We start from the raw sequence: 22,734 nt of genomic DNA, 5'->3' as shown, positions 1-22,734 counted from the left end.
GGGGTGTCTATCTGTTCCACGGTGCTATGCTTTGTGATGGAGCATAACACAATGGCCGGATCGTGGACTTCTTTTTCTTATGTTAGGGTACCGGAATGCCTTGTGGCCAGTCTTGTTTTCGCATTATTGTCCTCTTATGCCGTAAGCGGGTATTACGATAGGCGTTTAGAGCTGATGCATCAGGTGAGCAATCGGGAAAAGGTGCATTTTTATGAGGAAGTTTCCCACGAGCTGCGCAATGTCGTTCATGTGCTTTGTACCCGTCTCGAAGCGTTAAACGACCATTTGATTCCTATGACGGAACAGGAGCTGCAGATCATTTATGAAAAAGCGATGCATGTTTCTCGGTTGGTTGAAGATATCGAAACGGCTTCCGATGAACAAATCCCGTGGTTTCGTGTTTCGTGCCATTCCTTTGATCTTACCGAGATCGTAAGGGATGTTGCCGTGGACGAAAGGCTATCTGGAGCCAAAAAAAGAGTTTCGGTCCGATATTTGGTGCCTGCCTCGTACGGGATCTATGTGCTTGGTGATCGGGAGCGTATCCGTCAGGTGCTGCACAATTTACTTCAGAACGCAATTCGGCATACGCCGGATGGCGGTTCGGTCACCGTCGAGGTTCGCGTCGATAGGATAAAACAGCACGCTGTGACAACGGTGCGCGACACAGGTCCGGGCATTCCGGAGGAACAAATGGATCGTGTGTTTGAAAGGAGCGTTCAGCTGCATCAGGGGACACGATCTGGCCGAAGCGGCCTTGGGCTGAGTATTGTAAAGCATTTGATCATGCTACAAGGCGGTCATGTCTTTGTCGAATGTGATCAGGCAGGAGGCTGCCGATTTACTTTTACACTCCCAATGTCAAATCCATTAGATAAGCGGAAGGAGGGGGAATGATGAAGCGGAAGCAGCTGCTAAAAGGATTGTGGTGCTCCGTTTGCTTGCTGCTTTTCCTGGGGGGTTCTGTATCTGCCGAACAACAAGGAATGTCAGAGATGCAGGACAGCGCTCAGGCCTCAAGGCAGCAGACAGAGCCGAAGCAGGAGGGAACTGAGGCCGGGCAGCAGCAAGGCTCGATGGAAGGGATGACAAAAGAGGAGCAGCCCGATTCGGCCCATGAACAATCAAATCGGGCAGAAGCGTCGGAAGGGGATGCGGCAGCCTCCGGTCAGAATTCTGGCAGCTCGGAAGCAAGCCAAGAGCAGAAGACTTGGAAGCAGCAGCAGCTGGAAGCGCTCCGGCTTGTACGGCAGGCGATTGATTTATTGCAGCAAAGCGTGGAGAATGCACCGGGCGGAATGGAAGCGCAGGGAAACGCAAACAACCAGAATAACGGTGTGGACGGCAATCGGAACACGAATGAGGATACCGGAAGCGGGCAAGCGGGCAAGCAGGGGCGCGGAATGAATGCCATGGAAGGCACAGGGACAACGAGCGGAGGGATGGAGAGTTCTTCCGGCTCTCCTATGGATATGGGCGACGCACAAAATATAGTCGGCTCTCAGATGAACATGGGCAGCGGTTCATCTGATATGTCGGGCATGAATACGAACAAGAGCTCCGTCTCCGGCAGCGGGGCCATGAACGGTATGAATATGGGCTCCATGCGGTCCAACGTCAGTGTTGATTACACCGGTGGCCCCAAGGCTCAAGGAAGCTTCTACGAGACTATGGTGATTGCCTTTAAAATAATCCTCATGATCCTGCTGCTCGTGCTATTCATATGTATCATTGCGTATGTGGTAAGCGTGATCAAAGATCGGGGGATTACCAAATCTTCGAAGGCGAAGAAGCAGCTGCAAAAGAGCCGATCACAAAAGAAGCAGGAAATCACAAAAGAGGAAGCCGGAAAGGAGGAAGAATCTTGAGACCAATCCCGTTTGATTTCATCGCGCATTGGATATGGGGTGTGCTAACCTTTTTCCTGCTGCTCAGCGGGTTTTCGATTATTGGAGGAAGGTTTAGCTGGATGATGGGGAATCACTTCCCGCTAATGGATACCGTGCACCGGTTGGTGGGCTTTGTGTGGGTGATTTGGGTTGCTTGGGTTGCGATCTACGAGGTAAAGCAATTGATCACAGAGAAGCCGATGGTCCGAAAATGGCTGCCGATTGGCAGCAGCGGCTTTGCAGGGTTTAATTTTGCGATCACCTTCGTGTTAGTGATAACAGGAGTGATTCTTTGGTTTATGCCGGCGGTTCCCTTCCGCGTGGCGGTTGTAAGCTTTATGCTTCATGAGCTGCTCGCATTTGTACTGATGGCGGTTATCGTCTGGCATATGGTGCAAAAGCGCCACTTGTATCGTCTGCCTTTGGTTAAGCCAAAACGCAGAGGTAGAAAACAATAAGCCCCTACTTTTATCTAAAGGAGAGGAGGTGATTCCGTTGGAATGAATCATTGGTTCGTTCTATTCGTCCGGTCGCTTTCTTTTTTATTTGCCTTTCTTGCCGCCTCCGTCTTGTTATCGCTTGTGAATCCGGTACTCCCCCCTGAACAGGCGATGCAGTACATGACCAGCATGATGCAAGCCTGTCAATCCGGCACGCTGATGTCTTCCATGATGCGGCAGCTGATGGGCATGTCCGGCCCTGCGGGTGGTTGGAGCACCTTGTTTTGGAGTGTCACACTCGTATCGTTTGGGCTTCTGCCTCTTAGCCTTATCGTTGGCTGTTGCTTACGCAAACGGTTGGGTGCGGCAAAATGAAGCCGAAGCGGTCAAGCTTCGGGCATTGGATGCTGGCGATAGTGCTGCTGTATACAGGGGCGGCGGTGTTGGTCTTCGTGCAGCCGGAATACCGTGCGCAGCCGTCGATGAAGGATATGTTGTCGATGGCGATGATGATGTGGTTCGGTCACACTATGATGAATTCATTTCACACCCTTACCCCTATGATCGAGGTTTGCATGCGGATGTGCGAGGAGCTAACGGGGATGGATATGCATATGCACATGTCCGGGATGGCGAACCCGGTACTTGACCCGATTAACTACGTCCTGTCACTGCTTCTTGTTGTTGTGACGGCAGTGTTTACGGGGACCTGTATTGTATGGGTCATACTTTGGCTGCCACGAACGGATCGGAAGGGGAGAGGAAAAGGAGGTCTTCGCAAATGAACGCAAACGGGCACCTGATCAGCGCAGCTTTAAGTATCTTCTTTATCATTCTCATCTTTTTGGTGCTGGCAGCACTGTTTATTGGCGGTATTCAGGCGTTATGGGGTAAGGTATCGGGTGTGTCGGGACCAAGACAAGAACGCAATACAAAAGACAGCGGCGGTTGGGGGCTCGGTAGCTGGTTAACGTGGGTCATTTATCTACTGGTCGGCATTGTGTTTTTTGGCATTATGGACTTGGTTTTTATCCAGGCATTCACAACTCACACCATGATGGGCTTTCGCGGAGGACTGGGATTGGCTAACGTCTTATTTGTCCAGGTGATCGACTTCTTATTCTACAGTCTGACCGTTCTCTTTCTTCTTACGCTGCTAGCCGGAATCGCAATGCTATTCGTACGCGCGATTCAGAAATATTTCCCAGACCGATTTTAGCCCGATTTTGTTATAAAAATGGCTTCTCCATTGTCCCTCCATAAGTGTCGGCTATGATGGTAGCAAAGGAGGGAGAGCTATGAATCGACAGCAGAGACCATTTTTGAAGCTTACCGTATATTCGGTCGTAGCCATTTTGATTTTCGGATTCATCGAATTTCTATTCGTAGGGTTTGTTGGTTATAGCGGCGTATCGGGAGGCGGTTCAAGCAGCTCGAGCAGCGGGTCAGCGTTCTCCGGGGCGGGCGCGGTTATTGCCATATTTAATTTTATATTTATCACGTTAATTATCTTGGCAGTGATCGGGCTGATTGTCGGGTTGATCGGCATTACGATTAAATACTTCGAACGGCATGATGTGCGTTTATTCGAGGACGACGATTATGACGACGAGGATGACGATCGCGGCCCAAGAAGAGGACGCCGCACCACACATCGATGATGGCGAGCTGGGCCGGATCCGATGCTAACGGTTAAGAAGTTTATCCTCCTGAGTTTAAGCATCCTACTCGGGTTTTTCACGTATAAGCTGCCCATCATTAATCAGATTTTTAACTACAAGACATCGTTTGATATTTCCGCCTTCTATTTCGTCGTTCTTATGTACTTCTTTTCCGAAAAAAAGAAATCGAATAAACCTAGGGAACAACCGGCGGAAGCCGCGGATTCGGCGGAAAATGATCCGTGACATCATCTTTGGTTAGATAAGGGGGAACACCGATGAGCAATAAACGGAAACGAGTCTCCTCCCGCGGGCCGCTTACGGCAAAGCAATGGGATCGCTTGATCGATACGGTAGTCGATACGGCGAGGGAGCATATTGTTGTCGCGAAGTTTCTTGACATTTATGGGCCGATCGGCGCTGGGGCCCAATCTGTCTCCAACCCGGTATATTTGGAGCCGGAGCCAGGAAACATTAGTCTCCACGGGGAAAAGATTAGCGTTGCTAAGCCGGATGAAAAGGAAACGTTGACCATTCCGATCTTGTATAAGGATTTTGTGCTGTATTGGAGAGATATCGAGCAGGCCAGAGAAACGGGCAATCCGCTCGACTATTCGGCGGCGGTAAGCGCTACGGCGGATGTGGCACTGCTTGAGGATGAGTTGATTTTTAACGGCCATCCTCCGCTCAACATTCCAGGCTTGATGAATGTGGACGGCAGAGAGGTGCAGCCATGCGGAAATTGGTCTGAGGCAGGGCGAGGGTTTCAAGATATTGTTCACGCGCGCAACCGTCTCTTGAAAAACGGCCATAACGGACCGTTCGCACTGGCCTTGTCGCCCGATGCGTACGCACAGCTTCATCAAGTGCAGCCGGGCTCAAATTTGCTGGAGATTGAGCATATTCGGGATTTGTTTACGGAAGGCATTTACCAATCCTCGCAGATCAAGAACGGGCTAGGGGTACTGGTTGCGACAGGCGGGCAAAATGTCGATCTCGCCATTGCCCAGGACGTCGACGTTGCTTTTTTAAATGATGATAATATGAACTACTATTACCGCGTATATGAATGCTTAGTTCCCCGCATTAAGCGTCCCACGGCAGTGTGCACTCTCGTCAAAGCGTAAAAGGAAAGGGTAAACGCCCCTTTCCTTTTTTTAGTATTTCCGCCGGTGCAGCTATTGACACCATTCAGCGATCTGCTGGCGTCCCGCCCGCGTCTTTATTCCGGGTTTCTATCTTTTCGTAGGTGAAATAGGTTTTCAAGCCGTGGTCGGCATGCAGCTCTTGATGGCAGTGGAAGAACCAGTCTCCGGGGTTGTCGGCTGTAAAGGCAATGGAAATACGGTCCATCGGACGAAGATTGATCGTATCCTTGAGCAGCCAAGGCTCAGCAATCGGCTGTCCGTTGATTTCGACGATATGAAACAAGTGTCCGTGAAGATGCATCGGATGACTTTCCGGAGACATGTTCGTAAGGTTAATACGTACTTTTTCTCCTTTTTTCAGAAGATAAGGCTCTGTATCCTCAAAGGAGTCCCAGCTCCGGCCGTTAATCGCCCAAGCCATTTGCCCGTCATCCATGGTCATGCCAAGCGTCATATTATAAATACGGTCGTACGTGGTATTATCGGGGCCGGGTACTCCGGCGGCAACCTGCTGGTAACGCGGCGCTCCTTCAGGGATATCCGCTGTTTTGATACGGGGAATGGGGAGAGGACTCCCGGTAGCGGACGGTGTATTTTTCAAATTATCCATGTCCTCGGTCTGGTTCGGCCCTTTCGGCGGTTGAAGCCGGATCTTTGCTTTCATACCGGACTCGCTGTGGCCCGGGTCGATATCCTTTAATGTGTAGGTTCCTGGGGTCATGCCGTAAATGTAGGCATCAAGCCGCTCATATGGGGCAATCTCCAGGATTTCAACCGGCTGTGCTGCGGGCAGCGCTCTTCCGTCCATGTGCGTGGCGAACAGCTTCAGCCCGTCAATCGTGAACCTGTGCTTTTGGTACCCGAAATTCAGCAGTCGAATGCGGATCCATTCTCCCGCACGGGCCACCAGCGGCTGCTGCGGGCTTCGCTTACCGTTTATTATAAACACATTGTACACGTCGGCGGAGCCGAGAATTGCACGGGGCATCATCCGCTGCATCATTTCTTGATCCATCAGGTTGCCGTCGCTCGCCGGCGGGGCGGATCCGGCTCCGGGAATCTGCATTTCATCGACGCTCAGAATCCATTCCACACTTGCTTTCGGAAGCCATGTCGGTTCAGCGGGATCGATAATAAACGGTCCATATAACCCTCGATCGAGCTGTTCGGCACCTTTGTTGGCCCCGTGAGCATGGTAGGAATACGTTCCGGAGGGAGAGGCAGTAAATTCATATACGTACGATTCGCCGGTATTTACGCTGGGTTGGGTAAGCTCAGGAACGCCGTCAACCTCATTGCGAGTTGGAATGCCATGCCAATGGACGGCTGTGCCGATGCCGGGAACGTGATTTTCAAAAACAATGCGGACGCGTTCTCCTTCTGTTACCCGGATAATAGGGCCGGGCAGCATGCCGTTATAGGTCCATGCTTCAAAGGGGAGCGTAGGACTGATGTTAACGGTCTCCGGTGCGGCGGAAAGCCGAAACTCGATGGTCCCGTCGTCTGTTATGGTTCTTTCGGCAAGCGTGCGCTCTCCAAGCAGCGGCGAATCCTGGAGATCCGCCGTAGAATCCTGACTTAACTTTTGGGCGGTGCCAAGCAAATCTTCGGGGAGAGGCTTCTCTACTTGACTATTGGCCTCAGCTGTAGAGCCGTCTAACTCTGTCTCATTGCCAGACATGCTTGTTGGCGGATGAGTTCGGGTCTGCGGAGCGGACTGGCCTTCGTTGTTTTGTCCGGACTGTACCTGCCGGTCGATCTGAGTTGCTGCAGCTGCAGGGGGCTGAGCCGAGTAGGCGGAAGGAGGCGCTAACTGACGAAGTGCCCAAGTTAAAATCAGCAGTAAAATAATAACGATGAAGGTGACTGTGATGAGGAGGAAAATACCGAACCATCGCGTCACTTTTCTTTTTATGGCTTCCATTTTATCAAGAAATCGGTTCACACATTTGCGCACCATGTTATTTCACCTCCGTAATTTGGAATGTAACAGAAAGGCGTGGAGCAGCTGTGGATTTTTTGGAAAAACGATTGTCTCAACAAGTAATTCATAAGTGGGGATTATGATGGGGTGTAGAGAGGGGGGAAACACGGTTGAAAAACATATGGCTTCGAATAACGGGCTATACAGCTGGCGCCATTGTTATCGTTTTGTTCTTGTATCTACTGCTCTTTTTATTGTTTCCACAAGGTGGGGCAGCATCGTCATCTGCCAATGGAGCAGTAGGACTGCCTGGGATGGGAACGGGGGGCGGCGCGACGCAGAGTTCAAGCGGCGGCGGCAGTTCTTCCTCCTCGAACAGCAGCGGGTCTAACAGCGGCGGAGGCGGCGGCGCGATGAGCGGAATGGACATGAGCGGCAGCGGCGGCGGAGGCGGCGGCGCGATGAGCGGAACGGACATGAGCGGCAGTGGCGGCGGCGGCGGCGGCGCGATGAGCGGAATGGACATGAGCGGCAGCGGCGGCGGAGGCGGCGGCGCGATGCGCGGAATGGACATGAGCGGCAGTGGCGGCGGAGGCGGCTCCATGAGCGGAATGGACATGAGCGGTAGTGGCGGCGGTGGCTCCATGAGCGGAATGGACATGAGCGGCGGGAGCGGCGGAGGCGGCGCGAGGAGCGGAATGGACAGGAGCGGTAGCGGCGGCGGCGGCGCGATGAGCGGGAGGGACATGAGCGGCGGGAGCGGCGGAGGCGGCGCGAGGAGCGGAATGGACAGGAGCGGTAGCGGCGGCGGCGGCGCGATGAGCGGGAGGGACATGAGCGGCGGGAGCGGCGGAGGCGGCGCGAGGAGCGGAATGGACAGGAGCGGTAGCGGCGGCGGCGGCGCGATGCGCGGAATGGACATGAGCGGCAGTAGCGGCGGAGGCGGTTCCATGAGCGGCATGAGCATGGGTGGAATGCGCGGGATGGGTGGCATGATGATGATGATGGGTATGGGAGGTATGGGCTCCATGGGCGGAGGTGGCTCCATGAGTGGAATGGACATGAGCGGTAGTGGCGGAGGTGGCTCCATGAGCGGCAGCGGCTCATCGGGTTCATCGAGCTCCTCCGGCAGAGATAATTCTACCAGTTCCGGGCAGAGCTCCTCACAAGCTTCAAACGCATCCTCTGACTCCTCAGCAAGCTCAGCGGTTTTCTCTTTTGACATCTTTAATCCTGAAATCTCTTCAGGCTGGGGTGTCTTTTTCTTTCACGCTTTTGGAGCTCTCATTCTTTTATTTCTGATTACGCTGAGTGTTGGCTTAGTCGGTATGGCTTTCCTTTCGATATGGCCTGGCTCCATAGAGAGAAGCCGTGCTGGAAGAGGGCGGAAGAAACCGCCACAAGCACCTTCCAGCCAAATGACAGTGCATGATAGCGGGCCCTCCTAACATGAGAGGAGGGGATCGTTTGAAAACAATATGGCTCAAGACCGTTAAAGTTTCCTTTATCGGACTTGCGTTTTCCGCCTTTTTTGAGCTGCTGGTGATGCTCTTTTTCCGTGACGCCCCAATTTACATGGGGTCGCTTTCCGGTGGGCCGCTTGGAATTGTGCTTGCTATTTTGATTATTGGATTGTTTTTAATCTTTGTTCTCGTGTTCCTCTATTTGTTTGCACGGGTGAATTCGGCCTTGGAAAGAAACGTACCCGATTTTCTGCGGCAGCAGCTGTCGGGCAAGGTAAAGGAGGACAGCTGATGGAATGGGTACAAATCATTTTACAGTTTATTTACCTGACGATCGGCCTTACACTTTCCTCCTTTTTAAGAACCTATTTGCTTAGCATATTTTCAAAAAATAAGAGTAACTGAACGAAAGGATGATGATCGTTGAAAAATACGTGGGCTATTGTTGTTATGTGCATCGCGCTTACGCTAACCGCTTGTCAGGCTGCACCGGATTCCAAACCTGCGGCGGCACCGGTTCCTAGGGAAGAACAAAGTGCTTCAGAGCAGGCGAAGGCCAAGGCCAGTGAAGCTTCGAATAAAAGCTCGCAAACGCAATACGATGAAAATGACGTCAGCCTCAAAATTTCGTTTGATCACGGTACTCCGCAAAGTAAACGGGATGAGCATCTAACACTCGTCGCATACAATGGGGAAGGAAAGAGGATTACCGAGTTCGAGGACGTCCACGTCGATAAAATGCACCTGATCGTCATTAGCCGGGACTTGTCCGTATTTCAGCATATCCATCCGCATCTGAAGGAAAACGGCGAATTTATGATTACGACACGTTTTCCCAAGGGCGGTGATTACCAGCTGATTTCTACCTTTGTCCCGACCGGAATGGGCAAAGGGAAGCCGGCCATCGTCAATAAACAATGGGTGCATGTCGAGGGAGAGGCCCCTACGGCTCCGCCGATTCAACCGGATAAAGAGCTGACGAAGGTAGTTGACGGAAAGAAGATCTCATTGTCATTTAATAAGCGAAAAGCAGGCGAAACCGTACAGCTGACGTACCGTTTTGAGGATGCGCAAACGAAGAAGCCGATTCATGATCTTGAATTTTATATCGGGTCCAAAGGGCATGTTGTCATCATGAGTGAGGATTCTACCTCGTATATTCATACCCACCCGAACGACGAAGCCAGCACTGGACCGGAGCTTGAATTCGATGCGAACTTCCCGAAGAGCGGGAAGTATAAGATATGGGCGGAGTTCCAGCGTGAAGGAAAAGTCTTTCTTGTCTCGTTCATTGTGAACATACCTGAATAGATGATAATTCATAAAGCTGCGTGCACACTTGTCGCGCAGCCTTTTTGTCTTTTCTCCAAAAAACGGAGTCGCAAGGTTTATATTTCCATTTTAGTAGATTCATGCTACTGTATGAATAATTGCTGGATCCGACTGTAAAAAGGAAGGAGAGGAGCTTATGCCGTTTACATTTGCTCATCCGCTCTATGCCGCACCGGTGAAAAGGCTGTTTCCCCGCTGGATCAGCTTAACAGGAATTATTCTCGGCAGTATGTCGCCGGATTTTGAATATTTCATTGCCTTGGAGCCATACCAAAGCATTGGGCATACGACGAAGGGGCTTTTCCTGCAGGCAATTCCACTTAGTATATTATTTGCTTTTTTATTTCACTACTTTATCAAACGGCCGCTTGCCCGAAACTTGCCCTCCGTGTTTGGTCTTGATCGAAGGGCGTACGCCCTTATCTTACCTTGGAAAATCGGCGGACTCCGTGAAGCACTGGTATTTCTCACCTCGGTAACGCTTGGCTTTTATAGCCATATTGGGATTGACGCGTTTACCCATCAATCGGGCGGCTTTGTAACCCAATTCCCAATCCTGCAGCAAAGAGTGCTTCCCGATCTCCCCGGATATAAACTATTACAATACTCCCTATCCATTGTGGGACTTGCAGCAGAAGCACTGATTCTACTCGTATTTTTATTTAAATCGAAGCAGCCGAACGAACACCTCCATTCACATAGCAGCACGCGGAAATCTTTGTACTGGGCGGTCGTTTTTGCCGTCACTTTTGTAACGGTTTCTATCAAATTTGCGTTCTTTTCGAGCGGAAATCAATTGGGTATGCTCGTGGTGTCTTCCATAAGCGGATGTAGTTTAGGTCTTATAATTGCTGGTCTGATCGACTGCGTACAAGAAAAGAAATCTAGCTAAAAGTAAAAAGGTAGAAACAATCGATTGCGAAGGTGAGACCATGATCATTTGGATTAACGGCGCATTTGGGGCCGGCAAAACGCAAACCGCCTACGAGCTGCACCGGCGGCTGTCCGGTTCCTTCGTCTATGACCCGGAGAATGCGGGATATTTTATCCGCAGCAACCTCCCGCGCAGCATCGTAAAAAAGGATTTTCAGGATTTTCCCATGTGGCGGGAGTGTAATTATTCGATGCTGAGTGCGATCGCCACACAGTTTGAGGGTACCTGTATCGTTCCGATGACGATCGTCAACAAGCAGTACTTCGACGAAATCGTCGGCAGACTGCGAAATGATGGTGTAAACATCTGCCACTTTTCGTTATTGGCAACGAAGGAAGTGCTCCTAAAACGCCTTCGAAGCAGATGGGAGGGACCCCAATCCTGGGCGGCCAAGCAAATCGACCGCTGCCTGGACGGGCTTTCCGATCCTTGCTTTGCGTTTCATCTTGATACGAGTCACCTAACGATCGACGAGGTTGTTGCCCAAATTGCGGAAATGGCAGGAGTAGAGCTGCAGCCGGATTCCAGAGGCGCGCTAAAGAAGAAGGCGGACCGTGTGTTCACTCAGCTCAAGCAGCTGCGAATTTGATTTTGCGTGATGGTAGAGATTGCCGGATCAGGCGCTCCATACGATCTTAAAGATAAGGGAGGGAAAGAGCCGATGCCGCAAAAAATCGCTGTGATTTCTGATATCCATAGCAACCGCTTTGCTTTAGAGGCGGTGCTGAAGAATATTTCCGATCGGGGCATCCAAACCATAGTCAATTTAGGCGACAGTTTATTTGGTCCTATTGACCCTCTAGGAACGGCAAAGCTTTTGATGGAAAATGAAAACATGATCCATATCATGGGAAATTGTGACCAGCTTTTGTTAGAGCGGGAAAACGCTTCGCCTACATATCAGTTCGTAAAGCCGCGGATCCATCGCGAAGTGGAGGATTGGCTCCGTTCATTTCGTAAGAAATGCTCCATAGACAACATCTTGTTCTGCCACGGCACTCCGCATTCCAATGAACAGTACATGCTGGAGGAAGTCGGCGAGAAGGGTGCCCGGTATAAAGAGGCAGATCAATTAACCGAGGAGACAGCGCTTTTATCCGAATCGTATGTGGTCTGCGGACACAGCCATGTGTTTCGAAGCGTTTATTTGCCCAATGGGAAAATGATTGTAAACGCCGGGAGCGTCGGTCTCCCCGCATATTATGATGAATGCCCGTATCCTCATGTGATGGAGTCCGGTTCACCTTACGCTGTTTATCTCATTGCAACAGAAATCGGAGAGCGCTTATGGGGATTCGAGCATGTCATGCTTCCTTATGATTGGAAGCGAGCAAGCGCCGCTGCAAGGGCAAATGGCCGTGAGGATTACGCCTATGCGATTGAAACCGGCAGGGCTATGTTAATCTAGCCATTCCTAGATAAACGGGCTTCTATGCAGATTGGTGGCAGATTACGCTTGAGGAGGAAAGACCACGCGGGCAATATCAGCATTCACGAAATTGATTGGGATGCTAGGCTTAGCTCGATCGGCTATTGGCTGAGCAATAAATACCAGGGAAAAGGGATCGTGACTATATGCTGTAAGGAGCTTTTGCGGCATGCGTTCGATACTCTGGATTTAAACAAAATGGAAATTCGCGCACGCACGGATAACGAAAAAAGCAGGGCGATTCCGCTACGGCTCGGATTCCGGGAGGAAGGCATCCTTCGGAAAGTGGAAAAGAGAGGGAATCAATTTTTCGACCATGTCGTATACGGTCTGCTGAAGGACGAATGGAATCTAGTGGAATGAAGGAGAAGCTATGAAACAAAAAGGCTATATTCTTGCGATCGCTGCGGCATTGCTCATCATCTTTGGCAGCGGCTGCAGTAAGAGCGATGAGACGGGCGCAATTGCAATCCTGTCCAAGGATGAAGATTCGGAGTTGGTTACGTCCTTTACACAGATGTTTGTCGGGGAGCTTTTGCATTATCACCTAACACTACCACAAGCAAATCGCAGCTGGATGACGATTTGGGCTGAGGTATACCAGAAAGGCAGCAAAATAGATTTGGAGTCACCCGTTATGCTTTCTTACGGATTGAGCACGAAGGAGAAGGTGGAAGGCAGCATGGGGATCGCTTTATTCCAAGGCAATAACGACAAAATGTATTTCTCGCTGCATGCGCCGGGGGTTCGGTCAGCGCTTTCCGAGTTTCATCCCAATCCTTACTTCCCTGGTATCGGCCACTGGGAGAACTCGATTGGGGAACAGCCGCTTCAATTTGAGGCTGGGAAAGAGGAGATCATTGGAGGCTTTCGCGGAGATCAAGAGAGTTTGCGAACGTATTCGATGCAAAATCCCGAGCATGTGGCCAATATGATCAAAGAAGACGACCTTGTTATTCTTTTTAAAATGAAGGTGGAATTGAAATGAAAAAAAGCTTTAGATCGGTGGGCCATTGGATGAAGGCCATCATGTTTTCGCTCCTGCTGATGGTCGTTTATACGGCTATTCAAGTGGGGGCGGGGATGTTTCAAACGATAACATATCAGCCGGATATTGCTGCTGCGTACGAGTCTGTCGACTACATGCAGCATAAGGTAAGCTTCGGGGTGATTTATAAGCCGGAGGGGCCATGGATGTTTTTATCTCGGCTGGCTGGTGGTATGGTCCTGTATTGGGTCATTTACTGGCTGTGGACCCGATGGAGACAGAACCGTATGGAGCGTTGAGGAGTAAATCATCGATCGGATACAAAAAATCGGAGAGGGCAATGGCCATGCATACTGAGGATATTGTGATCAGTGACGATAAAAGCTTACTGCAGCTGGATGTGATCTGCGGGTTTTTGGCACGCAGCTATTGGGCCAATAAGCGATCGGAAAGCAAGATCCGCAAGTCCATCGAAAATTCATATTGCTATGGTGTTTATTATCAAGGGAGGCAAATCGGCTTCGCCCGCTTGGTGAGTGATGGAGCGACGATGTACTGGCTGTGCGATGTATTTATCGACGAGGATTTTCGTGGATTTGGGATCGGCAAACGTCTGGTGGAGACGATTACGACATCGGAGCCGTGGAATAATCTTATGGGCGTGTTAGGAACGCTCGATGCGCATGACTTGTACGAGCAGTATGGGTTTTCAAGAGATCCTGAGCGTTATATGCGGAGAATGCCGGACTTTTTGACAAAGAAGAATGAATAGAAGGAAGGAGCGCAGGAACGGTGATTTACCGAGAGATTATGGAGGCAGACAGGGAGCGGATTTTGAAGCTTCGGGGAAACCTCGTCGTATCCCGCGGGATCGGACATTCCCTTCAAGATTTGCCGGGCTATTTAGCGGAAATCGATGGAGAAATTGTTGGGCTTATTTTTTATCGGATTGCAGAGCGAGAATGTGAAATCGTATCCTTGGACAGCTATCGCGAAAACCAAGGCATCGGCAGTGCGATGATCCAGCTCGTAAAGCAGGCAGCCCATGGGGAGAACTGCGCAAGGGTCTGGCTCATTACAACGAACGAAAATATACATGCGATCCGTTTTTATCAGAAACGAGGCTTTGATATGAAGGCTCTGCATCGCTTCGCGGTGGATGAGGCTCGAATCATCAAGCCTTCCATTCCGCTGGTGAATGAGGAAGGGATTCCGATTCGGCACGAGATCGAGTTTGAAATGCTGATAAATTAGGTCCAACATTTATAAAAAATTGCTTGCAGCCATCTGATTGATTGTGCACATTTTCCATTAACATGGAAGAACGGGAGGCTTTATGAGCAACTCCATTCGAGGCATCATGTTTGATATGGACAACACGCTGCTAAAGTCGACGATTGATTTTGCGGCGATGAAGCAGGACACGTACGATTTCCTTAGGAGCAGAAGGCTGCTGCCTGAGGGAGTAGGGCTGGAGGGTCAGACGACGTCCACCCTTATTGAATCGGCTGTGGAAGTCAAGCGAATGAGTGAGGAGCAGCTAGAGCAGGTATGGAATATCGCTGTGGCTCATGAAAAGCGTGGAATGAAGGGTGCGCGGCTTGAGCCTGGGGTGACCTCTTTATTGGAGCAATTGAGAGGTCGATTTCTACTTACCATCGTTACGAATAATTCCGTAACAGCGGCGATGCAGGCGCTGGAGGAAAACCGCATCGCTGCTTATTTCGATTGTGTAGCGGGCCGAGAAACGATGGGACGGCTGAAGCCTTATCCGGACGGCTTTCTATCCATCTTGGGCCAATATCCGGACATACACCGGAACGAGTGGCTGGCAGTCGGCGATTCTTGGATCGACGGGAAAGCTGCGGCTGAAGCGGGAGTGCCTTTTATCGCTTACCGTGCAGACGAAGCCGGATTAAACAGGGCCAACGTGAAGCCGGCGGCGAGCATCAGGCATATGGGCGAGCTGCTGCCAATACTCGGTGTAGAGGTGCAGCCGAAAGAGGAGGACACGAGTTTATGAAGCTGTCAGCGAAGGACATCCAAATTCGCGATCCGTTTGTCGTGCCGATTGAAGCGGAAGGAAACTACTATTTATTCGGCAGCACAGATCGAAATGTGTGGGGCAAAGGCACCGGATTTGATGCCTATGTGAGCAAGGATTTAGAGTCTTGGGAGGGGCCTTTTCCAGTATTTCGTCCAGATGAAACGTTTTTTGCGGAAAATCATTTTTGGGCGCCGGAGGTATATGTCTTCGGGGACAAGTACTATATGTTCGCAACCTTTCGCAGAAAGACGAACAATCGGCTGGGGACAGCAGTGCTTGTATCGGATCATATCCTTGGGCCGTATACGCTTTACAGCGATGGTCCGGTAACACCGCAGGACTGGGACGCGCTGGATGGCACGCTGTATATGGATGAGGAAGGTCAGCCGTGGATGGTGTTTTGCCATGAGTGGCAGCAAATTATCGATGGTGAAATTTGTGCAGTTCGTTTGGCGCCGGATCTACGCTCAACGATGGAAGAGCCTATTACGTTGTTTCGCGCATCGGAAGCTCCTTGGACGACTCCGGTTCACCCGCAACAGGTTGAGGGGGACGTGTATGTTACGGACGGCCCTTTTCTCATGCGTACAGAAAGCGGTGAACTTTTTATGCTGTGGGCAAGCTTTCGGGAGGGCCGCTACGCTCTTGGGATCGCACGAAGTGAATCGGGCAGCGTCAAAGGACCTTGGGTGCACGAGGCGGAGCCGTTTTATCAGGACGACGGCGGGCACGGAATGATCTTCCGCACCTTCGACGGTCGTTTGATGGTTACGATTCATGCTCCGAACAAAACTCCTGAGGAACGTCCGTATTTCTTTGAGGTGACCCTGTCCGGAGGTGCTTTGAAGCGAGCATCATCTGAAGAGTAGTCCATTCATTTTAACCAGTAAAGGAAGTGAAAGGATGCAATTGCGGGAATGCCTGCTGCCTATAACGCGGGATGAAGAATTTAAAGCAAGAGTAAAAACAAATATTGAAGAAATTGAAGCTCTCCTTGACGAAGGAAAAACAGCGGAGAAAGAAATTGCTGCGTTTCAAGAGTTGACTGGAAAACAGTGGGATTCCCATATATTTGCGCATTATTGGAGATCGATCTCACTTGATGGGCTTATCGAAGAGGCCTGTAACCCAGACCCGCAGCGCGTTTCGGATATAACGAAAGAGGAGCTTGTGGAAATCGTGCGCCGTCTACAAGGCGACCTTCCTCATGGAGAAACGGCGTTTTATCTTCAGCTGCTGGAAGCAAATGTACCGATGCCGGGTGTGTCAGACCTTGTGTATTGGGATGAATTGGAGCCAGAGGAAATCGTCGAACGAGCTTTGGCGTATGAGCCGATCATTCTCCCAGAACGAATGGAGTGATGCAGTCAATCAGCAGATCGTTCATGTGCGGTTGATGACAACGATATTTATGGATTATGGATTAAACCGATTTGGCACAATTGAGGAGTGTTGTTCATGGATGAAAAGCGGATTCATTTACGTGCCTTTGAATCGGACGATGTGAAGGACCTGCATCGCTGGACCAATGATCCTGTTTCCCTTGCAACGGTAGGAAGACTTCCACAAACCTACGAGCAGATGGTGAAACAAGTAGAGAAGAAAAGGCAGAACGGTGATCTATTACTAGCTGCGGTGAATAATGAAAACGAGCTTATCGGCTGGGTGTTTCTCAAAGATATCGATTACGAGCACGGCAGAGCCGGCATCGGTATTTTATTGGCTCCGGAAGCAAGGGGAAAAGGGTACGGCGGGATCGTCATGCAGAAGATGCTTGAGATCGGCTTTAAGCGGCTTCGGCTGCATAAGATTTATTTGACGACGAGGGGCTTTAATGAGCAGGCCATCTCTTTATACAAAAAGCTGGGGTTTGTTGTTGAAGGCACGCTGAGACAGCATGCTTACGTAGACGGGCAATATTTTGATACTTATTTTATGGGACTGCTCGAATCGGAGTGGCGGCAGAATTAAGTCTGGAGGGTTATTCATGCACATCGTAATTGACCCTTTTCATGAAAGTAATCATGATAAACTGGTAGATATATGGTACCGGGCTGTTTGTCATACCCATACATTTTTATCGAAGGATGACATTCAGTTCTACCACCAAATTGTACAAAATGGAGCACTAAAAGAAGTTGAGATCTGGGTAGCAAATAACGAAAATAATGAACCGACGGGGTTTATCGGTCTTTACGGAACCAAAATCGAGATGCTTTTCATTGACCCGGCATTCCATAAGAACGGAATTGGCCGTCGTTTAATACAACATGCCGAGAAATTAAAAGGCAGCCACCTCCAAGTTGATGTCAATGAGCAAAACGATGGAGCATACGCGTTCTATATACAGCAAGGTTTTGTGATAGCGGGACGATCGGAACTAGACGGCTCAGGACGCCCGTTCCCTCTGCTTCATCTTATTAAAAAATGAATATGATACAGCAGCACAGAAAGCTTCTCGCCAAAAGAGTCGTTAACCTTATCACATGGGACAGTTTTGTTTACTGCAAATGATTATAACGAAAGGGGATAATCATGGCTGAGGAAATCAAGGTTGTTCAATATAATCCGCAATGGGCAATAGATTTTCTTCAAGAAAAGAACGCTATATCTTCTATCCTTGGTGATGAAGTTATTGTTATCGAACATGTGGGAAGTACATCGATCCCAGGGCAAGAAGCAAAGCCAATCATCGACATTTTTATCGGAGTGTCGCCTTTTCATGAGGCCGTATACTATAAATCTAAATTTAACTCAGAGTCCTATGTTTATGTTCAAACAGACATGAAAGATCGATACTTATTCAATAAATTCACACGTGGAGTCTGGACCCATAATCTGCACATTCTACCTTATGACGATGAGTTCTATTGTAGAAACGAATTGTTGTTCAGGGATTTTTTGAAGGAACACCCCGATTTAATTGAAAAATATGGAGAGCTTAAGAAAAATCTCGCTAACACATTCATAGGTAACCTGGAGGAATACACGCGATCCAAAACGGAGTTTATACAACACGTAATTGACTCAGCAAGAAGAGAAAAAGGACTGCCTTTACAAGATGTATGGACGAACGAGTTAAAGTAATGAAAAGGTATGCACTCGGTGGTCCTTTACAACATCCTGCATGACATTAGCAAATCGGGGGTTTAGCCGGAATAAATGACAGCGGTAGTTTGGACGTATCAACTTCGTCCAAGGCTGCCGCTGTTTCCATTCTTCTGTTCTTCTTTATCGGGTTTTTATGATTTCCAAATCGTGGGCAACCTAATTAGTGTCTGAGACTTGTTTTACCTAGTATTCCGTTAACCCAACATCTTTCATGAGGAGGCCGAACAATGACAATAATTCAACGTTCAATAATGTTCATTCTTGTTTTGCTGCTAGCCGGGTGCAGTTTTAGTAATCCGACGTCGGGAGAAACCGAAAACGGTACCGCGCCACACCATCAAGAAGGTTCCGCTTCCCCGAGCCGATCGGTTCCGCCATCCGAAGCACAGACCGGTTCTACACGTTCGGATCCGATTATCGGCAAACCGTTGAAGGAACAATCCTTCCAGGTCAATTTTGAAAACCTCGGGGATACGGAGTTCATTACCACAATTGAAACCATCAATGGCAAAGACCGGCCGCATTTTTATCTGAAAAAGGGTGATTCCGTTACCGAATTGAAGTATGAGCCGGAATCGCCGGAGTCGTTTTATACGGTCTCAGCTGTGTCGTTCAGGGAAATAAACGGAGTAAAAGACATTATCGTGATTCTGGATTATACAACAGGCTTTGGCCAAATGGGGGCAATTCCAGTATCGCAGCTTCTCATTTTTACCCAGAGCGACTCCGGTTTTGTTGAGCAGAAGGACCTTGAAAAGAGGGTGAGGGCCGGCGTTCCGTATCGAATCTTGACAATTGACGATGTGCTTACCGGCTTACAAACGGACCCGAAAGAGAGCATTTCGAAGGCATGGCAGCGCGTAAAGCCTGGTTTTTACCATTTGGAAGGCTCCAATGAACTAGCTGGATCTATCCTAACGATCGAGAAAACATCTGGAGAAAGTCTTATTTTTTCCATTGATGCTATTTATGCTTCGAGCAAAGAAGCGATGGAGAGCGGCGGGCCCAACATCGGTACGATCCATTCGGGGAAGGCGGTTGCCTCCAACGGGGATATGGTCTACCGCGATGGGGAATTTGAACTCACCATCTCTCTTCTTTCCAATAAGGAGCTTTATGTTCGGGATAACGGAAAGACATACTTTGGGTATAACGTAAACGTAACCGGAAGATATACATTGGAATGACTACCAATTGAATACCGCCGGCAGACCGGCCACTCTGTGATACTCACCTATCTCTCGGTAGGTGAGTATTTTATGGTTGAGGTCATGACATGAAGCGGAGGAATTGGAATGGGATACTACGTAAGTGTAGAGCAGGGTGTTAACCTTTATGTGGAGGAGCTTAACCCTGCCGGCAGGAAGACGATTGTATTTTTGCATGGCTGGCCCTTGAATCATAAGCAATTTGAATACCAGTATACGGCCCTAGCGAAAATGGGTTATCGGTGTATTGGGATTGACTGGAGAGGGTTCGGGAAGTCCGATAAACCAATCCACGGATACAGCTTTGACCGATTAGCGGATGATATTCGCAATATCATTGAGGCGTTTCAGCTTCACAATGCTACACTTGTAGGCCACTCCACTGGCGGAGCGATTGCCGTGCGGTATATGGCGCGCCATCACGGGTTTGGAGTTAACAAGCTCGTCCTTGTTGACGCGGCGGCTCCCCGTGGCTTTACGAAAGAAACGGCAGACCGGCTGTTGACGGAAGCATTACATGACCGTCCTCTAATGATGAAGAATGTGACGGACACCTTTTTCTTTCAATATATAAGCAGTTCGTTCTCCGATTGGTTTTTCCAGCTGGGGCTCGAGGCAGCAGGGTGGTCCACGGCCGCGATCATCGAAACGTTAAGAGATGAAACACTGGATGCTGACCTGCAAAAGATTCATGTACCGACGTTGCTCATACACGGGATTCACGATAAGGTCATTCCGTTTGCACAATCCCAAGAGCTCAGCCATAAGATAAAACACGCTGTGTTGATTCCGTTTCATTACAGTGGACATGGCCCTTTTTGGGAGGAGCGCGAGAGGTTTAACCATGTGTTGACACAATTTGTCTAAGAAATTGCCTCATTTGGAGGAAAGTTTTTACTTTACATTTCCAATGCTCTACATTAAAATTATTATTATAAAGTTGCTATCCACCAAAATAATTGAATACATCAAAAACGAGAATCATTCTCGTTACACATGCTGCTCCTGCTTAGGAGCAGCATGTGTCATTTTAAGGGGATTAAAAATGCAAATCATTCTCAAGTAAGGGTAAAGGAGTGGGGAGAACATGAGAACATCATCATCATTCGGAACTGCCGAGAAAGCAATACCAGAACGGCCGAAATCGAGGGCTAAGAAGCGTGACTATGCATGGCTTGAGCGGTATGGAGAGGGCCTAGCCGCTTTGGTAAGCGGGATTCTCATTGCAGTAGCGTGGAAGTTAGGGGATGTGTCCCATGAATGGTCTATTGGCATTTACCTGCTGGCATTCATTGTCGGTGGTTTTGTCAAAGCGAAAGAGGGGCTTCACACTTTAATGGTGGAGCGGGACCTAGATGTGAATTTGCTTATGCTGGTTGCCGCGATCGGTGCGGCAAGCATTGGTTACTGGGCGGAGGGCGCGATGCTGATCTTCATTTTCTCCGTAAGCGGCGCTTTAGAGAGCTATACGATGGAGCGCAGCCGCCGAGATATTTCCTCCCTAATGGAGCTAAAGCCGGAAACGGCGACGCGTTATCGTAATGGAGCAGAAACCATCGTAGCTGTTGAAGAGATTGAAGTCGGAGATCTTCTTCTCGTAAAGCCCGGCGAACGGATCCCTGCCGATGGCATCGTCACAGAAGGAGCTTCAGCAGTGAATCAGGCTGCGATTACAGGGGAATCCATCCCCGTTGACAAAAAAGTCGGAGACGAAGTGTTCGCCGGCACGCTTAACGGTCAAGGAGCGCTGTTTATCGAAGCTGCAAAAACAAGCGGATCGACGTTGTTTGCAAAGATCATACGTCTTGTTCAAGAGGCGCAGAGCGAAAAGCCTGCAGCCCAAATGTTTATTGAGCGGTTTGAACGGATCTATGCAAGAAGTATCATTTTGGCGACCGTGTTGCTGATCCTTGTTCCGCCGCTGCTCCTCGGCTGGTCATGGAACGATACGCTGTACAAAGCGATGGTTTTCCTGGTTGTCGCTTCCCCGTGCGCTGTCGTTGCGTCGATTATGCCGGCGATGCTTTCCGCCATTTCCAACAGTGCGAGTAAAGGGCTTCTATTTAAGGGAGGGGCGCATCTTCAAAACCTGGCACGCATCAAGGTCGTTGCCTTCGATAAAACAGGAACGCTTACCAACGGCCGGCCTGTCGTTACCGATCTTATTCCTTTACAAGGTTATACGGAAAATGAGCTGCTTCGCGCTGCCGCATCCATCGAAAGCTTGTCGGAGCACCCTCTAGCGCAAGCCATCGTGCAAAAAGCGAAGGAACAGGGGCTTACGCTCGAGCGGCCAACCCAATTTCAAGCGTTAACAGGCTGGGGGGTACAGGCGAAGTGGGGAGGAAAAACGTGGAGAATCGGGAAACCGACTCTATTGGAAGCTGAATTACGAACGGATGAGTTAAAAAGGGTCATTGACCGTCTCGAGCAGCAGGGCAAAACCGTGACCGTGATGCATGATTCCGACCAGGTGATTGGCGTGATTGCCCTTCAGGATACTATTCGGGAACAAGCGAGAAAAACGGTTGAGGATTTGAAAAATCTTGGCGTTCAAGTCGTAATGCTGACTGGGGATCAGACGAAAACAGCCCAAGCGATTGCCAAAGAGGCTGGAATCGATTCGGTGTTTGCCGAGCTGCTTCCAGAAGAAAAGGTTGAACATTTGAAGAGGTTAAAACAAAAGCACGGCCACATCGCAATGGTGGGCGATGGGGTGAATGACACGCCTGCGTTAGCATTGGCAACGGTTGGCATTGCGATGGGTGGAGCGGGAAGCGATGCTGCTCTCGAAACCGCAGATCTCGTTCTCATGAACGACGGGATAGAAAACATTCCAGCTGCCATCGCACTTGGGCGCCGCACGGAAAGGATTGTGAAGCAAAACCTGCTATTTGCTGCAGCGGTGATCGCTTGCTTGATAACGGCTAATTTCTCGACAGGGATCGCGCTTCCGCTGGGCGTGGTCGGTCATGAGGGCAGCACGATACTCGTCATTTTGAATGGATTGCGGCTGCTGCGCGGCTAATAGAACACAGGGAAGGTGCGGCGATGCACTCCTCAAGCTACAACAGGGAATGACCCCTGTTTGAGCTGAAGAGGGGTGCTTTTTGCTGTGAAAAGCTTGGTTCCGCTGTTGAAAATTATCCGATAGCTGGAA

29 protein-coding genes are annotated in these 22,734 nt (G+C 49.7%); 28 read left to right on the top strand and 1 reads right to left on the bottom strand.

The window, feature by feature from the left end:
- The first annotated feature begins 51 nt into the window (after positions 1-51).
- The 8 genes from GQS10_RS13480 (at position 52) to GQS10_RS13445 (ending at position 5,117) form a co-directional block, all read left to right on the top strand.
- Positions 52-897, top strand: coding sequence for a sensor histidine kinase (locus GQS10_RS13480; RefSeq protein ID WP_166243013.1), 846 nt, complete (start codon positions 52-54; stop codon positions 895-897).
- A complete protein-coding gene (locus GQS10_RS13475) occupies positions 897-1,868 on the top strand; it encodes a hypothetical protein (protein ID WP_166243011.1) in 972 nt (323 codons plus the stop codon). Before GQS10_RS13480 ends, GQS10_RS13475 begins: the two co-directional genes overlap by 1 nt.
- A complete protein-coding gene (locus GQS10_RS13470) occupies positions 1,865-2,347 on the top strand; it encodes a hypothetical protein (protein ID WP_166243009.1) in 483 nt (160 codons plus the stop codon). The genes GQS10_RS13475 and GQS10_RS13470 overlap by 4 nt, the downstream gene beginning before the upstream one ends.
- Positions 2,348-2,389: 42 nt before the next feature.
- Entirely contained in the window at positions 2,390-2,704 is a 315-nt protein-coding gene (locus GQS10_RS13465; protein WP_166243007.1) for a hypothetical protein, read from the top strand.
- Complete coding sequence (locus tag GQS10_RS13460) at positions 2,701-3,114, top strand: hypothetical protein (protein ID WP_166243005.1); 414 nt, start codon at positions 2,701-2,703, stop codon at positions 3,112-3,114. The genes GQS10_RS13465 and GQS10_RS13460 overlap by 4 nt, the downstream gene beginning before the upstream one ends.
- On the top strand, positions 3,111-3,548 hold the full coding sequence (locus tag GQS10_RS13455) for a hypothetical protein (protein ID WP_166243003.1): 438 nt from the start codon (positions 3,111-3,113) through the stop codon (positions 3,546-3,548). Before GQS10_RS13460 ends, GQS10_RS13455 begins: the two co-directional genes overlap by 4 nt.
- A 79-nt stretch (positions 3,549-3,627) precedes the next feature.
- Entirely contained in the window at positions 3,628-3,990 is a 363-nt protein-coding gene (locus GQS10_RS13450) for a hypothetical protein (RefSeq protein ID WP_166243001.1), read from the top strand.
- Between the two features lie 278 nt (positions 3,991-4,268).
- Positions 4,269-5,117, top strand: a complete 849-nt coding sequence (locus tag GQS10_RS13445) for a family 1 encapsulin nanocompartment shell protein (protein WP_166242999.1) — start codon at positions 4,269-4,271, stop codon at positions 5,115-5,117.
- Positions 5,118-5,181: 64 nt separating this feature from the next.
- Here GQS10_RS13445 and GQS10_RS13440 read toward each other — a convergent pair whose 3' ends face one another.
- Positions 5,182-7,098 (bottom strand): multicopper oxidase family protein, encoded by a 1,917-nt coding sequence (locus tag GQS10_RS13440; RefSeq protein WP_166242997.1) that lies wholly within the window; start codon positions 7,096-7,098, stop codon positions 5,182-5,184.
- A 134-nt stretch (positions 7,099-7,232) separates the two neighbouring features.
- Between GQS10_RS13440 and GQS10_RS13435 the strand changes: the two genes are divergently transcribed.
- The 20 genes from GQS10_RS13435 (at position 7,233) to GQS10_RS13340 (ending at position 22,602) form a co-directional block, all read left to right on the top strand.
- Positions 7,233-8,510, top strand: coding sequence for a hypothetical protein (locus tag GQS10_RS13435; RefSeq protein ID WP_166242995.1), 1,278 nt, complete (start codon positions 7,233-7,235; stop codon positions 8,508-8,510).
- Between the two features lie 19 nt (positions 8,511-8,529).
- On the top strand, positions 8,530-8,817 hold the full coding sequence (locus GQS10_RS13430) for a hypothetical protein (RefSeq protein WP_166242993.1): 288 nt from the start codon (positions 8,530-8,532) through the stop codon (positions 8,815-8,817).
- A 131-nt stretch (positions 8,818-8,948) separates the two neighbouring features.
- Positions 8,949-9,836, top strand: a complete 888-nt coding sequence (locus GQS10_RS13425) for a hypothetical protein (protein ID WP_166242991.1) — start codon at positions 8,949-8,951, stop codon at positions 9,834-9,836.
- Between the two features lie 157 nt (positions 9,837-9,993).
- Entirely contained in the window at positions 9,994-10,749 is a 756-nt protein-coding gene (locus tag GQS10_RS13420) for a DUF4184 family protein (protein ID WP_166242989.1), read from the top strand.
- A gap of 40 nt (positions 10,750-10,789) precedes the next feature.
- Positions 10,790-11,380: an AAA family ATPase gene (locus GQS10_RS13415; RefSeq protein ID WP_166242987.1), complete on the top strand. Its 591-nt coding sequence runs from the start codon at positions 10,790-10,792 to the stop codon at positions 11,378-11,380.
- Positions 11,381-11,452: 72 nt separating this feature from the next.
- On the top strand, positions 11,453-12,199 hold the full coding sequence (locus GQS10_RS13410) for a metallophosphoesterase family protein (protein WP_166242985.1): 747 nt from the start codon (positions 11,453-11,455) through the stop codon (positions 12,197-12,199).
- 48 nt (positions 12,200-12,247) lie between these two features.
- On the top strand, positions 12,248-12,583 hold the full coding sequence (locus tag GQS10_RS13405) for a GNAT family N-acetyltransferase (protein ID WP_166242983.1): 336 nt from the start codon (positions 12,248-12,250) through the stop codon (positions 12,581-12,583).
- A 10-nt stretch (positions 12,584-12,593) separates the two neighbouring features.
- Positions 12,594-13,208: a hypothetical protein gene (locus GQS10_RS13400; protein ID WP_166242981.1), complete on the top strand. Its 615-nt coding sequence runs from the start codon at positions 12,594-12,596 to the stop codon at positions 13,206-13,208.
- Positions 13,205-13,507 (top strand): hypothetical protein, encoded by a 303-nt coding sequence (locus GQS10_RS13395; RefSeq protein WP_166242979.1) that lies wholly within the window; start codon positions 13,205-13,207, stop codon positions 13,505-13,507. Before GQS10_RS13400 ends, GQS10_RS13395 begins: the two co-directional genes overlap by 4 nt.
- A gap of 41 nt (positions 13,508-13,548) precedes the next feature.
- On the top strand, positions 13,549-13,980 hold the full coding sequence (locus GQS10_RS13390) for a GNAT family N-acetyltransferase (protein ID WP_166242977.1): 432 nt from the start codon (positions 13,549-13,551) through the stop codon (positions 13,978-13,980).
- A gap of 20 nt (positions 13,981-14,000) precedes the next feature.
- Positions 14,001-14,462 (top strand): GNAT family N-acetyltransferase, encoded by a 462-nt coding sequence (locus GQS10_RS13385; RefSeq protein WP_341805064.1) that lies wholly within the window; start codon positions 14,001-14,003, stop codon positions 14,460-14,462.
- An 82-nt stretch (positions 14,463-14,544) separates the two neighbouring features.
- Positions 14,545-15,231, top strand: coding sequence for an HAD family hydrolase (locus tag GQS10_RS13380; RefSeq protein WP_166242975.1), 687 nt, complete (start codon positions 14,545-14,547; stop codon positions 15,229-15,231).
- Complete coding sequence (locus tag GQS10_RS13375; RefSeq protein ID WP_207952263.1) at positions 15,228-16,124, top strand: glycoside hydrolase family 43 protein; 897 nt, start codon at positions 15,228-15,230, stop codon at positions 16,122-16,124. Before GQS10_RS13380 ends, GQS10_RS13375 begins: the two co-directional genes overlap by 4 nt.
- Positions 16,125-16,158: 34 nt before the next feature.
- Complete coding sequence (locus GQS10_RS13370) at positions 16,159-16,617, top strand: hypothetical protein (RefSeq protein WP_166242973.1); 459 nt, start codon at positions 16,159-16,161, stop codon at positions 16,615-16,617.
- Between the two features lie 96 nt (positions 16,618-16,713).
- Positions 16,714-17,226, top strand: coding sequence for a GNAT family N-acetyltransferase (locus tag GQS10_RS13365; RefSeq protein WP_166242971.1), 513 nt, complete (start codon positions 16,714-16,716; stop codon positions 17,224-17,226).
- Positions 17,227-17,242: 16 nt separating this feature from the next.
- Positions 17,243-17,686, top strand: a complete 444-nt coding sequence (locus tag GQS10_RS13360; protein ID WP_166242969.1) for an acetyltransferase — start codon at positions 17,243-17,245, stop codon at positions 17,684-17,686.
- Between the two features lie 104 nt (positions 17,687-17,790).
- On the top strand, positions 17,791-18,342 hold the full coding sequence (locus tag GQS10_RS13355) for a GrpB family protein (RefSeq protein ID WP_166242967.1): 552 nt from the start codon (positions 17,791-17,793) through the stop codon (positions 18,340-18,342).
- A 251-nt stretch (positions 18,343-18,593) separates the two neighbouring features.
- Positions 18,594-19,553 (top strand): putative periplasmic lipoprotein, encoded by a 960-nt coding sequence (locus GQS10_RS13350; RefSeq protein WP_166242966.1) that lies wholly within the window; start codon positions 18,594-18,596, stop codon positions 19,551-19,553.
- Between the two features lie 108 nt (positions 19,554-19,661).
- Positions 19,662-20,441: an alpha/beta fold hydrolase gene (locus GQS10_RS13345; RefSeq protein ID WP_166242964.1), complete on the top strand. Its 780-nt coding sequence runs from the start codon at positions 19,662-19,664 to the stop codon at positions 20,439-20,441.
- A gap of 220 nt (positions 20,442-20,661) precedes the next feature.
- Positions 20,662-22,602, top strand: a complete 1,941-nt coding sequence (locus GQS10_RS13340) for a heavy metal translocating P-type ATPase (protein ID WP_166242962.1) — start codon at positions 20,662-20,664, stop codon at positions 22,600-22,602.
- The last annotated feature ends 132 nt before the right edge of the window (positions 22,603-22,734 follow it).

It is taken from the genome of Paenibacillus turpanensis, from assembly GCF_011421635.1.
GTDB lineage: Bacteria > Bacillota > Bacilli > Paenibacillales > YIM-B00363 > Paenibacillus_AK > Paenibacillus_AK turpanensis.
The sequence above is the reverse complement of the archived record's forward strand: the minus strand, read 5'-3'. Positions and strand labels throughout refer to the sequence as shown.

Excerpts from the sequence above, each read along its gene's own strand:
- GQS10_RS13480 (WP_166243013.1), top strand. The coding sequence starts at position 52 with ATGGCCGGATCGTGGACTTCTTTTTCTTATGTTAGGGTACCGGAATGC.
- GQS10_RS13475 (WP_166243011.1), top strand. The coding sequence starts at position 897 with ATGAAGCGGAAGCAGCTGCTAAAAGGATTGTGGTGCTCCGTTTGCTTG.
- GQS10_RS13465 (WP_166243007.1), top strand. The coding sequence starts at position 2,390 with ATGAATCATTGGTTCGTTCTATTCGTCCGGTCGCTTTCTTTTTTATTT.
- GQS10_RS13460 (WP_166243005.1), top strand. The coding sequence starts at position 2,701 with ATGAAGCCGAAGCGGTCAAGCTTCGGGCATTGGATGCTGGCGATAGTG.
- GQS10_RS13455 (WP_166243003.1), top strand. The coding sequence starts at position 3,111 with ATGAACGCAAACGGGCACCTGATCAGCGCAGCTTTAAGTATCTTCTTT.
- GQS10_RS13450 (WP_166243001.1), top strand. The coding sequence starts at position 3,628 with ATGAATCGACAGCAGAGACCATTTTTGAAGCTTACCGTATATTCGGTC.
- GQS10_RS13445 (WP_166242999.1), top strand. The coding sequence starts at position 4,269 with ATGAGCAATAAACGGAAACGAGTCTCCTCCCGCGGGCCGCTTACGGCA.
- GQS10_RS13440 (WP_166242997.1), bottom strand. The coding sequence starts at position 7,098 with ATGGTGCGCAAATGTGTGAACCGATTTCTTGATAAAATGGAAGCCATA.
- GQS10_RS13420 (WP_166242989.1), top strand. The coding sequence starts at position 9,994 with ATGCCGTTTACATTTGCTCATCCGCTCTATGCCGCACCGGTGAAAAGG.
- GQS10_RS13415 (WP_166242987.1), top strand. The coding sequence starts at position 10,790 with ATGATCATTTGGATTAACGGCGCATTTGGGGCCGGCAAAACGCAAACC.
- GQS10_RS13410 (WP_166242985.1), top strand. The coding sequence starts at position 11,453 with ATGCCGCAAAAAATCGCTGTGATTTCTGATATCCATAGCAACCGCTTT.
- GQS10_RS13400 (WP_166242981.1), top strand. The coding sequence starts at position 12,594 with ATGAAACAAAAAGGCTATATTCTTGCGATCGCTGCGGCATTGCTCATC.
- GQS10_RS13395 (WP_166242979.1), top strand. The coding sequence starts at position 13,205 with ATGAAAAAAAGCTTTAGATCGGTGGGCCATTGGATGAAGGCCATCATG.
- GQS10_RS13390 (WP_166242977.1), top strand. The coding sequence starts at position 13,549 with ATGGCCATGCATACTGAGGATATTGTGATCAGTGACGATAAAAGCTTA.
- GQS10_RS13380 (WP_166242975.1), top strand. The coding sequence starts at position 14,545 with ATGAGCAACTCCATTCGAGGCATCATGTTTGATATGGACAACACGCTG.
- GQS10_RS13375 (WP_207952263.1), top strand. The coding sequence starts at position 15,228 with ATGAAGCTGTCAGCGAAGGACATCCAAATTCGCGATCCGTTTGTCGTG.
- GQS10_RS13370 (WP_166242973.1), top strand. The coding sequence starts at position 16,159 with ATGCAATTGCGGGAATGCCTGCTGCCTATAACGCGGGATGAAGAATTT.
- GQS10_RS13365 (WP_166242971.1), top strand. The coding sequence starts at position 16,714 with ATGGATGAAAAGCGGATTCATTTACGTGCCTTTGAATCGGACGATGTG.
- GQS10_RS13360 (WP_166242969.1), top strand. The coding sequence starts at position 17,243 with ATGCACATCGTAATTGACCCTTTTCATGAAAGTAATCATGATAAACTG.
- GQS10_RS13355 (WP_166242967.1), top strand. The coding sequence starts at position 17,791 with ATGGCTGAGGAAATCAAGGTTGTTCAATATAATCCGCAATGGGCAATA.
- GQS10_RS13350 (WP_166242966.1), top strand. The coding sequence starts at position 18,594 with ATGACAATAATTCAACGTTCAATAATGTTCATTCTTGTTTTGCTGCTA.
- GQS10_RS13345 (WP_166242964.1), top strand. The coding sequence starts at position 19,662 with ATGGGATACTACGTAAGTGTAGAGCAGGGTGTTAACCTTTATGTGGAG.
- GQS10_RS13340 (WP_166242962.1), top strand. The coding sequence starts at position 20,662 with ATGAGAACATCATCATCATTCGGAACTGCCGAGAAAGCAATACCAGAA.